Annotated in this window: 12 protein-coding genes and 1 riboswitch; of the genes, 8 read left to right on the forward strand and 4 right to left on the reverse strand. The window is 74.5% G+C overall.

Going from position 1 to position 13,285, the window contains the following annotated elements; all coding sequences use genetic code 11:
* Positions 1–6: 6 nt before the first annotated feature.
* Both prpB and ACIPXM_RS19160 read right to left on the reverse strand, forming a co-directional pair.
* Positions 7–912 (reverse strand): methylisocitrate lyase, encoded by a 906-nt coding sequence (gene prpB / locus ACIPXM_RS19155; protein WP_401656716.1) that lies wholly within the window; start codon positions 910–912, stop codon positions 7–9.
* Positions 912–2,486 carry an MmgE/PrpD family protein gene (locus ACIPXM_RS19160; RefSeq protein ID WP_401656718.1) on the reverse strand — a complete coding sequence of 525 codons (1,575 nt, stop codon included), beginning with the start codon at positions 2,484–2,486 and terminating at the stop codon, positions 912–914. Before ACIPXM_RS19160 ends, prpB begins: the two co-directional genes overlap by 1 nt.
* 226 nt (positions 2,487–2,712) lie before the next feature.
* Between ACIPXM_RS19160 and ACIPXM_RS19165 the strand changes: the two genes are divergently transcribed.
* A complete protein-coding gene (locus tag ACIPXM_RS19165; protein WP_401656720.1) occupies positions 2,713–4,152 on the forward strand; it encodes a short-chain fatty acyl-CoA regulator family protein in 1,440 nt (479 codons plus the stop codon).
* Positions 4,153–4,244: 92 nt separating this feature from the next.
* A riboswitch (cobalamin riboswitch) is annotated at positions 4,245–4,478 on the forward strand.
* 164 nt (positions 4,479–4,642) lie between these two features.
* Positions 4,643–6,982, forward strand: a complete 2,340-nt coding sequence (gene metE / locus ACIPXM_RS19170) for a 5-methyltetrahydropteroyltriglutamate--homocysteine S-methyltransferase (protein ID WP_401656722.1) — start codon at positions 4,643–4,645, stop codon at positions 6,980–6,982.
* 108 nt (positions 6,983–7,090) lie between these two features.
* On the opposite strand, the gene ACIPXM_RS19175 is transcribed toward metE, so the two are convergent.
* Positions 7,091–7,267 (reverse strand): hypothetical protein, encoded by a 177-nt coding sequence (locus ACIPXM_RS19175; protein ID WP_401656724.1) that lies wholly within the window; start codon positions 7,265–7,267, stop codon positions 7,091–7,093.
* A gap of 105 nt (positions 7,268–7,372) precedes the next feature.
* Between ACIPXM_RS19175 and ACIPXM_RS19180 the strand changes: the two genes are divergently transcribed.
* The 6 genes from ACIPXM_RS19180 (at position 7,373) to ACIPXM_RS19205 (ending at position 12,225) form a co-directional block, all read left to right on the forward strand.
* Positions 7,373–7,726 (forward strand): hypothetical protein, encoded by a 354-nt coding sequence (locus ACIPXM_RS19180; protein ID WP_401656726.1) that lies wholly within the window; start codon positions 7,373–7,375, stop codon positions 7,724–7,726.
* Positions 7,723–8,622, forward strand: coding sequence for a dihydropteroate synthase (gene folP / locus ACIPXM_RS19185; RefSeq protein ID WP_401656728.1), 900 nt, complete (start codon positions 7,723–7,725; stop codon positions 8,620–8,622). The genes ACIPXM_RS19180 and folP overlap by 4 nt, the downstream gene beginning before the upstream one ends.
* Positions 8,623–8,695: 73 nt before the next feature.
* Positions 8,696–8,866 (forward strand): 50S ribosomal protein L32, encoded by a 171-nt coding sequence (rpmF, locus tag ACIPXM_RS19190; RefSeq protein ID WP_401656730.1) that lies wholly within the window; start codon positions 8,696–8,698, stop codon positions 8,864–8,866.
* A 4-nt stretch (positions 8,867–8,870) separates the two neighbouring features.
* Positions 8,871–10,112 (forward strand): GTP-binding protein, encoded by a 1,242-nt coding sequence (locus ACIPXM_RS19195; RefSeq protein WP_401656733.1) that lies wholly within the window; start codon positions 8,871–8,873, stop codon positions 10,110–10,112.
* A gap of 200 nt (positions 10,113–10,312) precedes the next feature.
* Positions 10,313–10,972, forward strand: coding sequence for a response regulator (locus ACIPXM_RS19200; RefSeq protein ID WP_401656735.1), 660 nt, complete (start codon positions 10,313–10,315; stop codon positions 10,970–10,972).
* A gap of 44 nt (positions 10,973–11,016) precedes the next feature.
* Entirely contained in the window at positions 11,017–12,225 is a 1,209-nt protein-coding gene (locus ACIPXM_RS19205; protein ID WP_401656737.1) for a sensor histidine kinase, read from the forward strand.
* 8 nt (positions 12,226–12,233) lie between these two features.
* Here ACIPXM_RS19205 and ACIPXM_RS19210 read toward each other — a convergent pair whose 3' ends face one another.
* Positions 12,234–13,250, reverse strand: a complete 1,017-nt coding sequence (locus ACIPXM_RS19210) for a GlxA family transcriptional regulator (RefSeq protein WP_401656739.1) — start codon at positions 13,248–13,250, stop codon at positions 12,234–12,236.
* Between the last annotated feature and the right edge of the window lie 35 nt (positions 13,251–13,285).

The raw sequence follows: 13,285 nt of genomic DNA on the forward strand, positions 1-13,285 counted from the left end.
CGGGGGTCAGTCGCCGGGCGGGAGGGTGAAGTCGAGGACGCCCGCGTCGAAGGTGGCGTAGTCCGCGTAGCCGAGGACCTCGTACAGCCGTGAGCGGGTCTGCATCCGGGGCAGCAGGGATTCCTGGGTCCCCCGCGCCGCGAGCGTGCGCAGGCCGTCCTCGATCGCGCCCATGGCGAGGCGGAAGAGGGTGACGGGGTACAGCGCGATGTTGTAGCCGAGGTCCTCCAGGGTCGCCGCGTCGAGCAGCGGGCCCTTGCCGAACTCGGTCATGTTGGCGAGCAGCGACACGTCGACGGCCTTGCGGAAGGCCGCGAACTCGGCCTCGTCGGCGAGCGCTTCGGGGAAGATCGCGTCGGCGCCCGCGTCGACGTACGCCTTGGCGCGGTCGATCGCCGCGTCGAGTCCCTCCACCGCGCGGGCGTCGGTCCTGGCCATCAGGAGGAAGTCCGGGTCGCGCCGGGCGTCGGCGGCGGCGCGGACGCGGCGGGCCATGTCGGCGCGCGGGACGACGGTCTTGCCGTCGAGGTGTCCGCAGCGTTTGGGGTTGACCTGGTCCTCCAGGTGGAGTCCGGCCAGCCCGGCGTCCTCCATGAGCTGCAGGGTCCGGGCGGCGTTCATCGGCTCGCCGAAGCCGGTGTCGGCGTCGACGAGGACCGGCAGATCGGTGACGCGGGTGACCTGCTGGGCCCGGGCCGCGATCTCCACGGAGGTGGTGAGGCCGATGTCGGGCAGTCCGAGGTCGGCGGCGAGGACCGCGCCGGAGAGGTACGCGGCGTCGAAGCCGGTCTCCTCAATGAGCCGCGCCGAGTACGGGTTGATCGCGCCCGGCATCTTCAACAGCCGCCCGGAGGCGAGCTGTTCGCGGAAGCGGCGGCGCCGCTCGGCGGGCGTGGTGCGGGTGTGCAGCATCAGAACAGGCCCTTCGGCAGGGTCGCGTCGTACGCGGCCACGGCGTCGGTGTCGACGGCCGGGAAGAGCTCGGCGAGGCCCGCCGTGTCCAGCTCGGCGAGCCGGGCCGCGGCGGTCAGGAAGCGGTCCTGGGCGGCGGGGGTGACGATGCCGTCGGTGAGGGTGCGGAACTTGGCGGTGTAGCCCGCCCGGTCGAAGGGCCGGGCGCCCGCGGGGTGGGCGTCGGCGACGGCGAGCGCGTCCTCGACGACGGTGCCGTCGTCGAGGGTGAGCACCGCCCGGCCGCCGAAGGCCCGGCGCGCCGGGTCCGGGTCGTGGTAGCGGCGGGTCCAGGCCGGGTCCTCGACGGTGGAGGTCTTCCGCCAGAGTTCGACGGTGGCGGGCCGCCGGGCGCGCTCGGGGGCGTACGAGCGCTCGTGGTGCCAGCCGCCGTCCTCCAGGGCGACGGCGAAGATGTACGGCACCGAGTGGTCGAGGGTCTCGCGGCTGGCGGTCGGGTCGTACTTCTGCGGGTCGCCGGAGCCGGAGCCGATCACATGGTGGGTGTGGTGGCTGGTGTGCAGGACGACCGAACGGATCCGGCCCGTCGGGCCGGCCTTCTCCCGCAGGCCGCGGGCCAGGTCGATGACGGCCTGGGCCTGGTACTCGGCGGAGTGCTCCTTGGTGTACGTGTCGAGGATCGCCCGGCGGGCCTCGCCGGGGCCCGGCAGCGTCACCGTGTACGACGCGCCCGGCCCGTCCAGGAGCCAGGCGAGGAAGCCGTCCTCGCCCTCGTAGATCGGCGAGGGGGATCCCTCGCCGCGCAGGGCGCGGTCCACGGCCTCGATCGCGGCCTTGCCGGCGAAGGCCGGTGCGAACGCCTTCCAGCTGGAGATCTCGCCCTTGCGGGACTGCCGGGTCGCGGTCGTGGTGTGCACGGCCTGCTGGACGGCCTGGTACACGGTCCCGGTGTCGAGCCGGAGCATGGCCCCGATGCCCGCGGCGGTCGCGGCGCCGAGGTGGGCGACGTGGTCGATCCGGTGGGCGTGCAGGCAGATGCCCTTGACCAGGGCGACGTGGATCTCGTACGCGGCGGTGATGCCGCGCAGCAGGTCGGCGCCGGTGCGCCCGGTGTGCTGGGCGACGGCGAGCAGCGGCGGGATGTTGTCGCCGGGGTGGGAGTAGTCGGCGGCCAGGTAGGTGTCGTGGAAGTCCAGTTCACGGACGGCGGTGCCGTTGGCCCAGGCGGCCCACTCGGGCGACAGCCGGGTCCCGGCGGGCAGGCCGAAGGCCGAGGCTCCGCCGACCGGACCGGTGGCTCGCCCGGCGTCCCCGGGTCCGCCCGGGCCCGTGCCGCGGCCGCGTGCCTGGGCGCTCGCCTGGGCGCGGGCGACGGCCACCGGGCGGCGGCGCAGCGCGGCGACGGCCACCGAGGCGTTGTCGATGACACGGTTGATCACCATCTCGGACGCCTCGGGGTCGAGGTCCGGGGCGTCCTGGGTGCCGGTGGCCACGGCGGCCAGCTTCCAGGCGAGTTGTTCCTCGCGCGGCAGCCGGTCGGCGCTGGGGTGGACGCGTACCTGGTGGTCGATCACGGGGCTCCTCACGGTGGCGGGTCGGCGTACGGCCTGCGGCGGACGGTCCGCGGCGAGCGGGGCGTCCGCCGGTGAGTCTTCCCCGCTCGCGGGCCCGGGGCGACGGCTCCACCCTGCGGAATCCCTCCATGCGAAGGCTGCGAATCTGCGAATTTTGCGAAATCTGCGGATGCTACCTTCGCAGCCCAGGGTGAGCCGAGGAACGAGCGGAGAGGAGCCCGGCGCGATGGCACGGCCGGCCGGACGGAAGATCTACGCCCACGCGAAACTGCGCAGGCTGCGCCGCGAGCGGGGCATGAACCAGGTGGAGCTGGCCCGGGCCCTGGGGCTGTCCACGAGCTATCTCAATCAGCTTGAACACAGTCAACGGCCGCTCACCGCACCGGTGTTGTTGCGGATCGCGGAAGTCTTCGGCGTCGAGCCGGAGTTCTTCTCCGAGGCGGGCGAGGAGCGGCTCGCGACCGATCTGCGCACCGCGCTCGGCGACGAGGCGTGCGGGGTCGCCGTCCCGCCGGAGGAGATCGCCGACGTGGCGCGCGACCATCCCGAGCTGGCCCGCGCCCTGGTCGCCCTGCACCAGCGCTATCGGAGCGCCTCCGAGCAGGTCGCCGCGCTGGCCGCGCCGGAGGACTCGGCGGGTCTGCTGCCGGCCGAACCGCACGACGAGGTACGGGACTTCTTCTACGCGCACCACAACCATTTCGCCGCTCTGGAGGCGGAGGCCGAGCGGACCGCCGAGGCGCTGGGGCTCGGCGTGGCCGGGCGGGCCGGGCGCGCGGCCGACGCGCTCACCGGCCGGCTCGCGGCCCGGCACGGGGTCACGGTGGTCCAGGCGGGTCCCGAACGGGCGGCGGACGCGCGGCGTTTCGACGCGGCCAACGGCCTGCTGCTGCTCTCGCCCTGGCTCACCGAGGGACAGCGCGCCTTCCAACTGGCCACCCAGCTGGCGTTCCTGGAGCACGGGCCGCTGCTCGACGCGCTGGTGTCCGCCGCCGGGCTCGCGTCGCCGCAGGCGGAGGGACTGGCCCGGATCGGCCTCGCCGACTACTTCGCGGGCGCGGTGCTCATGCCGTACACCGTGTTCCACACGGCGGCCGAGCGGGTGCGCTACGACATCGAACTGCTCCAGGCGCTGTTCGGCGTCGGTTTCGAGACGGTCTGCCACCGGCTCAGCACGCTCCAGCGGCACGAGCGGCGCGGGGTGCCGTTCTCCTTCCTGCGGGCCGACCGCGCGGGCAACATCTCCAAGCGGCAGTCCGCCACCGACTTCCACTTCTCGCGGTTCGGCGGCACCTGCCCGCTGTGGACGGTGTACGGGGCGTTCTCGGCGCCCGGCCGGATCCTCACCCAGGTCGCCGAGATGCCCGACGGCAAGCGGTACTTCTGGATCGCCCGTACGGTGACCCGCGGCGGCTTCGGCCATCACGCGCCGCGCGCCGAGTTCGCCGTCGCCCTCGGGTGCGAGCTGCGGCACGCGTCCCGGCTGGTGTACGCGGAGGGCGTCGCCCTGCACGAGCCGTCGGCCGCCACGCCGATCGGCCTGGGCTGCCGGATCTGCGAGCGCCGGGACTGCGCCCAGCGGGCCCGGCCGCCGGCCGGTGGCGGTCTCGCCGTCGACCCCGACCGGCGCACCCATGTGCCGTACCCGGTGGTCGCCGACGGCTGAGCGTGGCGCCGGGGAGCCGGCCCCTCCCCCATGTCGTCTCATTCTTGCGTCCGAATAGTGGGAATAGCTCGCCGCAGGGCGATCCGGGCCCCTAGTCTGGCCGGGCAGCTGGTTCGCCCCGTCCGCCAGGCGGGATGCGTCGCAAGAGGGAACCCGGTGGGAATCCGGGACTGCCCCGCAGCGGTGAGTGGGAACGACCGCCGTCATACGCACTGGGTCCGACGTACCGGGCCTGGGAAGCGACGGCCAGTAGGAAGGCCCGCCGGGTTCGCCCCGGCAGGACGTGCCCGCGAGTCCGAAGACCTGCCCGTTGCCCGCGCCCGGACGATTCCGTGTGCGGCCATTCCGGTGACCTCGTGGGCGGGTCGGCGTACACAGCGAGCGGCAGGTCCGGGCGTCTCCCGGACGTGGGCCGCACGTTCTGTCGTTCCCTTCGCGTCCGCTTCCCTCGCCGGGATGTTCCTGGACACAGCTCGCGAAGGAGAGTTCCGTGACAGCCGAGCCCGCAGCCGCGGCAGTACGCGCCACCGTGTACGGCTACCCCCGCCAGGGGGCGAACCGTGAACTGAAGAAGGCGATCGAGGGGTACTGGAAGGGCCGGGTCAGCGCCGACGCCCTCCGGACCACGGCAGCCGACCTGCGCCGGTCGAACTGGCGGGAGCTGGCCGACGCCGGGCTCACCGAGGTGCCGACCGGCGACTTCTCGTACTACGACCACATGCTCGACACCAGCGTGATGCTCGGCGCGATCCCCGACCGGCACCGCGAGGCCGTCGCCGCCGACACCCTCGACGGCTACTTCGCGATGGCCCGCGGCACCCAGGACGTGGCGCCGCTGGAGATGACCAAGTGGTTCGACACCAACTACCACTACCTGGTGCCCGAGTTGGGCCCTGACACGGTGTTCGCCGCGGACTCCGGCAAGCAGGTCGCCGAGCTGACGGAGGCCCTCGCGCTCGGGCTCACCGCGCGGCCGGTCCTCGTCGGCCCGATCACCTATCTGCTGCTCGCCAAGCCCGCGCCGGGCGTGGCCGCCGACTTCGAGCCGCTGACGCTGCTCGACCGGCTGCTCCCGGTGTACGCGGAGGTGCTGGCCGACCTGCGCGCGGCGGGCGCGGAGTGGGTCCAGCTCGACGAGCCCGCCCTGGTCCAGGACCGCACCCCGGCCGAGCTGAACGCCGCCGCCCGCGCCTACCGCGACCTCGGCGCGCTCACCGACCGGTCCAAGCTGCTCGTCGCCGGCTACTTCGGCCGGCTGGGCGAGGCCCTCCAGGTCCTCGCGGCCTCCCCCGTCGAGGGCCTGGCGCTCGACTTCACCGACAGCGGCGCCGCCAACCTCGACGACCTCGCCGCCGTCGGCGGTCTGCCCGGCAAGCGGCTCGTCGCGGGTGTCGTCAACGGCCGCAACATCTGGATCAACGACCACCAGAAGTCCCTCGCCACCCTCGGCACCCTGCTCGGTCTCGCCGGCCAGGTGGACGTGGCGGCCTCCTGCTCGCTGCTGCACGTCCCGTACGACGCCGCCGCCGAGCGCGACATCGACCCGGAGATCCGCGGCTGGCTGGCCTTCGCCCGGCAGAAGACCACGGAGATCGCCGTGCTCGCCCGCGGCCTGTCGCAGGGCACCGACGCCATCGGCGCCGAACTGGCCGCGAACCGGGCCGCCCTGGCCTCCCGCGCGAACTCCCCGCTCACCCGCGACCCGGCCGTCCGGGCCCGCACCGCCGCGGTCACCGACGCCGACGGCCGCCGCGCCCAGCCGTACCCGGAGCGGGCCGCCGCCCAGCGCGCCCAGCTCGGCCTGCCGGTGCTGCCGACCACCACCATCGGCTCGTTCCCGCAGACCGACGAGCTGCGGGTGGCGCGGGCGGACCTGCGGGCCGGGCGGATCGACGCCGCCGGGTACGAGGAGCGCATCAAGGACGAGATCCGCGAGGTCATCTCCTTCCAGGAGAAGACCGGCGTCGACGTCCTCGTGCACGGCGAGCCCGAACGCAACGACATGGTCCAGTACTTCGCCGAGCAGCTGACCGGCTACCTCGCCACCCAGCACGGCTGGGTCCAGTCGTACGGCACCCGCTACGTCCGCCCGCCGGTCCTCGCCGGGGACATCTCGCGGCCCGAGCCGATGACCGTGCGCTGGACCTCGTACGCCCAGGCGCAGACCGACCGGCCGGTGAAGGGCATGCTGACCGGGCCGGTCACGATGCTCGCCTGGTCGTTCGTCCGCGACGACCAGCCGCTCGGCGAGACCGCCCGGCAGGTGGCGCTCGCGCTGCGCGACGAGGTCAACGATCTTGAGGCGGCGGGCACTTCGGTGATCCAGGTCGACGAGCCCGCGCTGCGCGAGACCCTGCCGCTGCGGGCCGCCGAGCACGCCGCGTACCTGGACTGGGCGACCGAGTCGTTCCGGCTCACGACCAGCGGGGTCCGGCCGGACACCCAGATCCACACCCACATGTGCTACGCCGAGTTCGGTGACATCGTCCAGGCCATCGACGACCTGGACGCCGATGTGATCAGCCTGGAGGCCGCGCGTTCCCACATGCAGGTGGCGGACGAGCTGGCCGAGCACGGCTATCCGCGCGAGGCGGGCCCCGGTGTCTGGGACATCCACTCGCCGCGGGTGCCGAGCGCCGAGGAGGCCGCCGGGCTGCTGCGGAAGGGCTTGGCGGCGATCCCGGCCGAGCGGCTGTGGGTGAACCCCGACTGCGGCCTGAAGACCCGCGGTTGGGCCGAGACCCGCGCCTCCCTGGAGAACCTCGTCGCCGCCGCCCGTGACGTCCGCGCGGAGCTGGCGGAGCTGACGGACGGGACCGCCAAGGGCTGACGCCCCCGCCGGTCCGGGTGGGACGCCCGCCGCGTCCCGCCCGGACCACCCCCTGCCGGACACCAGCGGCGCGGCCCGGCCGACGCGGTCGCGCGGCGACGGGAGGTCTCAGGTGGCGAAGGCCCGGAAGGGCGCGAAGGGGCCGAGGCCGCGGCAGGTCCTGGTCGACGGGCGGCCCATGGTGGTCCTGACGCCGAAGGAGTACGCCGATCCGGTGGCCCTGCGTCGCCAGCTGGGCGATCTCGGCGCCCGGCTGCGGGTGGTGAGCGACACGCTCCGGGACACCACCGGATTCCTCGCGGCGCTGGTCGCCGCGCTCGACGCGGAGCCCGGGGCCGGGGCCCGCGCCGCCCCCGCCGAGAGCCGTTCAGAAGCCCGAAGAAGGACGACATGCCCACCCATCCACCGGCCCACCGCGTCGAGGTGCTCGGCCCGCCGGGCGACCGGCACGACGAGATCCTCACCCCCGCCGCGCTCGCCTTCCTGGCCCGGCTCGACGCGGCCTTCGCCGAGCGCCGCCGCAGGATCCTCACCGCGCGCCGGCACCGCCGCGACCTGCTCGCCTCGGGCTCGCCGCTCGGCCTCCCCCGCGCCACCTCGGGTGTCCGCGACGACCCGCACTGGCGGGTCGCCCCACCGGCCCCCGACCTGACCGACCGCCGGGTGGAACTCATCGCCCCGCCCACCCCGCGGGCGGCCGCGAACGCGCTCGGCTCCGGCGCCCGCCGGACGGTGGCGTCATGAGCGGCGTCGGCCACGGGAAGCGCCGTACCGTCGCGGGGCTGCCGGACTGGGACCGGTGCGCGGTGATGGGGGTCGTCAACGTCACCCCTGATTCGTTCTCGGACGGCGGCAGGTGGTTCGACGCGAGCACGGCCGTGAAGCACGGGCTCGACCTGGTGGCCGAGGGGGCGGATCTGGTGGACGTGGGCGGTGAGTCGACCCGGCCCGGTGCCTCGCGGATCGACGAGGGCGAGGAGCTGCGCCGGGTGATCCCCGTCGTACGGGATCTGGCCGCCGAGGGGGTCCTGGTGTCCGTCGACACCATGCGGGCCTCCGTCGCGGCGCGGGCGGTGGCGGCCGGGGCGGTGCTTGTCAACGACGTCAGCGGCGGCCTGGCGGACCCCGCCATGGTCCCGGCCGTGGCGGGCTGCGGCGTCCCGTTCGTGGTGATGCACTGGCGCGGCTTCAGCCACGACATGAACCGCCGCGCCGTGTACGGCGACGTGGTCGCGGAGGTCGTCGGGGAGCTCGGGGCGCGCGTCGAGGCCGTGGTGGCCGCCGGGATCCCGCCGGAACGCCTGGTGGTCGATCCGGGGCTCGGTTTCGCCAAGCACGCGGCGCACGATCTCGCGTTGGTGGCGGGGCTCGGGGCGCTGTGCGCCCTTGGGCGTCCGGTGCTGGTCGCCGGTTCCCGGAAACGGTTCCTCGGGCACGTGCTGGCCGACGCGGACGGCACCCCGCCGCCCGCGCACGGCCGGGACGCGGCGACGGCGGCGCTGTCGGCGATCGTCGCGCGCCAGGGCGCGTGGGGGGTGCGGGTGCATGACGTACGGGCGACGGCCGACGCGGTCAGGGTCGCGCGGGCGCTCGCCGCGCCGGAGCCGCCCCCGCTCCGTCCCGGCATACTCTCGAATTGAACATGGCATCCATTTTCATATAGCCTCCTTCGTGATCCGCCCCGCCCTGCCCCACCTCAACGGAGGAGTCCCCATGGCCGTCCCCAAGCGGAAGACGTCCCGCAGCAACACCCGTCACCGCCGCGCCCGGTGGAAGGCACAGACGTCCCAGCTCGTGCCGGTCACGATCGACGGTGTCGTCCACCGGGTGCCGCAGCGCCTCGTGAAGGCGTACGAGCGCGGCCTCGTCCGCCCGGAGGGCTGAGCGCGTGGACCCGGCGGACCGGCGGCTGCCGGTGACCGTGCTCTCCGGTTTCCTGGGCGCGGGCAAGACCACGCTGCTCAACCATGTCCTGGCCAATCGCGAGGGCCTGCGGGTCGCGGTGATCGTCAACGACATGAGCGAGGTCAACATCGACGCCGCTCTCGTGCGCGGGGGCGGCGCGGCGCTGTCCCGCACCGAGGAGCGGCTGGTCGAGATGACCAACGGGTGCATCTGCTGCACCCTGCGCGACGACCTCCTGGAGGAGGTGGACCGGCTCGCCCGCGAAGGCCGCTTCGACCATCTGTTGATCGAGTCCAGCGGCATCTCCGAGCCGATGCCGGTCGCCGCCACCTTCTCCTTCGCCCGGGACGACGGCGCCACCCTCGGCGACCTGGCCCGTCTCGACACCATGGTCACCGTCGTCGACGCGGCGAACTTCCTGCCCGAACTCGCCGACGGGGACGAGCTGGTGGCGCGCGGAATCGCGCCGTACGAGGACGACGAGCGGACCGTCAGCGATCTCCTCGTCGACCAGGTCGAGTTCGCGGACGTCATCGTCCTCAACAAGCTCGATCTGACCGGCCCGGACGAGGCCGCACGGCTGCGCGCCACGCTCGCCCGGCTCAACCCGGAGGCCCGGATCGTGCCCGCCGTACGGGGCCGGGTGGCGCTCGAACAGGTCCTGGGCACCGGGCTGTTCGACGTGGAGCGCGCCCAGCAGGCCCCGGGCTGGGTGAAGGAGCTCAACGGGGACCACGTACCGGAGACCGAGGAGTACGGCATCTCGTCCCTGGTGTTCCGGGCCGACGCGGCCTTCCACCCCGGCAGGCTCTGGACCTTCGTCACCCAGGACCTCGACGGCGGCGCCTTCGGCCGGGTCCTGCGCTCCAAGGGCTTCTTCCGGCTCGCCACCCGCCCCCGGGTGACCGGCCTGTGGTCCCAGGCCGGTGCCGTGGCCCGCTTCGAGCCGTCGGGCGCGGTCGGCCCGGACACCGCCCAGGGCCAGGAACTCGTCCTCATCGGCACCGGGCTGCGCGCCGACGCGCTCCGGGCGGCGCTCTCCGCCTGCCTGCTCGGCCCCGGCGAGCCGGTACCGGTACCGGCCGAGGACCCGTTCCCGGCCTGGGAGACGTACGGCGTCGACCATGCCTGCGAGGACCAGCCGCAGGTGGGCGGCGGCGCGCCCGTGGCCTGGGGGTTCCCGGGCCCGGGCGCCGTCGCCGGGCGCGGTCCCGCCGGGTCCTGAGCCGGACGTCCTTCCCACCTTTCAGGCCCTCTCCCGTGACCTCGCACGACCGCGCCACGCCCTCCGAGGGCCCCTCACCGCTGGCCCCCGGTCCCCTCACGGGCCCGCTCCGACGCCCGCGAGCCACCGCCCGCCCGGTCGATACTGATCCGAATGTGCTGGGCCGGACAGGGACGACGGCCCGAGGCTGAGGAGTTCGTGTGATCCGCGTGATGCTCGTCGACGACGAGGAGCTGGTCCGTACGGGGCTGTCGACGATCCTGGGCGGCGCGCCCGGCATCACCGTGGTGGCGTCCTGCGGGGGCACCGAGGCCGTCGAGGCCGCCCAGGAGTGCCGGCCCGACGTCGTCCTGCTCGACGTCCGGATGCCGGGCGCGGACGGCCTCACCGTGCTGCGGGCACTGCGGGCGCTGCCCGCGCCGCCGCACACGGCGCTGCTCACCTCCTTCGACGTGGACGAGTTCGTGACCGAGGGCATCCGGCTCGGCGCCTCGGGTTTCCTGCTGAAGAGCAGCAGCCCGGACGAACTCGTCAAGGCCGTGCGGGCGCTCCGTACCGGCGCGGGCTGTCTCACGCCGCCGATGGCGCGCCGCCTGGTCGGCCCGTACGACCGTCAGCGGACCGGCGCCCCGGCCCCGGGCGCGGATCTGTCGATGCTGACGCCGCGGGAGCGGTCGGTGCTCGCCCTCGTCGCCGAGGGGCGGTCGAACCACGAGATCGGGACGGAGCTCTTCCTGGCCGCCGCGACGGTCAAGGAACATCTCAGCTCGGTGTTCGGCAAGCTCAAGGTCGGCAATCGGGTGCAGGCGGCCGTGGTCGCGGTGCGCTCCGGGCTGCCGGGGGACGGGGAGGGTCCGTGAGGGCGGTCCGGTCGCCCCGCCGACTCGGCCTGTTCACGGGGCCGTTGAGCCCGAGTTCCGTCCGTTGGACGTTCTGCGCCGTCCTGGGGCTGCTGGCCCTGCTCGAAGGCTGGCCGCATGTGCACCGGCACGCCCCCTGGGAACAGGCCGTGCTGCTGGCCGCCTCGGGCGTCCTGCTCGTGCACCGCCGGCTGCCGCTCTGGTCCTTCGCCTTCACCGTGCCGGTCCTCGCGATCACCCACGCGCCCGTCGCCGTCTACCTCGGCCTGCGGGCCCTGCTCCACCACCGGCCGCCCGCCCGGGTCCTGGTCCCGAGCGCCGGTCTGCTGGGCGTCGGGACGCTGCTCCCCTGGGACCCCTGCCGTCCGCTGGCGGGCGTCGCGCTCCGGGGAGAGGGCTGGGCGGGGATCGGCTGCAACGCCGTCCATCTGGCCATGCTCGCCGCCGCGCCCGCCGCCGCGGAACTCCTGTACGTCGCCCGGCGCCGCCTCGCGCAGCAGGAGGACGCGGCGCGACGTCTCGAACGGACCGTCGTGGCGCGCGAACGCGCCCGGCTCGCCCGCGACATGCACGATGTCGTCGGCCACAAGGCGGGTCTGATCGCCCTGCACGCCGGTGCGCTGGAGACGACGGCCGCCGATGAGGGGACGCGGAGCAGCGCCGTACTGCTGCGGCGGCTCGCGGTCACGATGCTGGACGAACTCCGTTGGCTGCTCCTGGAGTTGCGGGTGTCGCACGCGGCGGCGGGCGGCACGGCCGCGCCCGGCATCGCCCGGCTCGCGTCGCTCGTCCAGGAGTCCGGCGTGGATGTCGAGCTGTCCGTCGACCCGAGGGCGCTGGAGGTCCGGCTCGCCGAGGAGGTGGACCACCTCGTGTTCCGCGCGGTCCAGGAGAGCCTGACCAACGCGCGCAAGCACGCGCCGTCCGCGCCGGTGTCGGTGCGGGTCGAACTGGACGCGGTGGGGCTGCGGTTGCGGGTGGTGAGCGGTTCCCCTCGGGCGGCACGTCCGCCGACCGGGTCCGCGCCCGGGCCCGGCTCCCCGCCCGGCTCCCTGCCGGGCTCCTTGCCGGGCTCCTTGCCGGGCTCGGGCCTGGGTCTGGACGGTCTGGCGGCCCGTACGAGGGAGTGCGGCGGTACGTTCACGGCCGGGCCGCTCCCCGACGGCGGCTTCGAGGTGGGCGTCGAACTCCCCCACGACCGGCTCTTCGCCGCCGCGCGGGAACCGCGCCCGCACCTCACTAACCGGGTGTGATCCGCGGCTCAGAACCGGCGGCGGTACTGCAGCGGCGACATCCCGAGGGCGCGCTGGAAGGCGCGGCGCATCGCCTCGGTGCTCGGGTAGCCGCTGCCCCGGGCGACGGCCGCCACGCTCTCCTTGGAGTCCTCCAGGAGCCGCCGGGCCGTTTCGAGCCGCGTCTGGTCGACGTAACGGCCGGGCGGGGTGCCCGTCTCGGCGGTGAACGCCCGGGTGAACTGGCGCGTTGAGAGGTTGGCGCGCCGGGCGAGGGCGCCGATCGTGAGGTCGGTGTCGGGGTGGGTGGCGATCCAGTCCTGGACGTCGCGCAGCGACTGGCGGTCGGCGAGCTGGGCGCGCAGATGGGTGCTGAACTGGCGCTGGGTGCCGGGGCGGCGCAGAAAGACGACGAGGTGGCGGGCGAGCGTGGTCGCCGCCTCGTGGCCGAGGTCCTCCTCGATGAGGGCGAGCATGAGGTCCATGGCGCTGGTGCCACCGGCCGAGGTGGCGATCCGGCCGTCCCTGATGAAGATGGGGTCGGCGTCCACGCGCACCTCGGGATGGGCCGCCGCCAGCCGCGCCGCCATGCTCCAGTGGGTGGTGACCCGCTTGCCCGCGAGAAGGCCCGCGGCGGCGAGCACGAACGGCCCGGTGCACAGCCCGACGACCCGGCGGCAGCGGGCTGCGTTCCCGCGCAGCCAGCGCACGACGTCCGGGTCGATCGCGATCGCCCCTTCGCCGCTGTACGGGCCGGGCACGATCACGGTGTGCGGTACGGGAGCGGCCTCCAGGGCGATGTCCGGCATCAGGGTCAGGCCGCTCGGACTGCGCACCGGGGCGCCGCCGGGGCTCGCGGTGAGGACGCGGTACGGGGGCTCGGGGCGCCGCCCGGCGGCCCCGGCTCCGTCGCCTGCGTTGCCCAGGTCGCCTCCGGGGCGGGTGGCCGCGTACACGTTGGCGGCGGAGAGCAGCTCCAGCGGGCTCACGACGTCCAGGGCGTCCGTTCCGTCGAAGAGCACGACGAGCGCGGTGCGTCGGCCCATGGGACCAGACTGCACCGCCACCCCCATGTCTGCAA

The sequence above is a fragment of the Streptomyces sp. NPDC090025 genome (assembly GCF_044748125.1).
Lineage (GTDB): Bacteria > Actinomycetota > Actinomycetes > Streptomycetales > Streptomycetaceae > Streptomyces.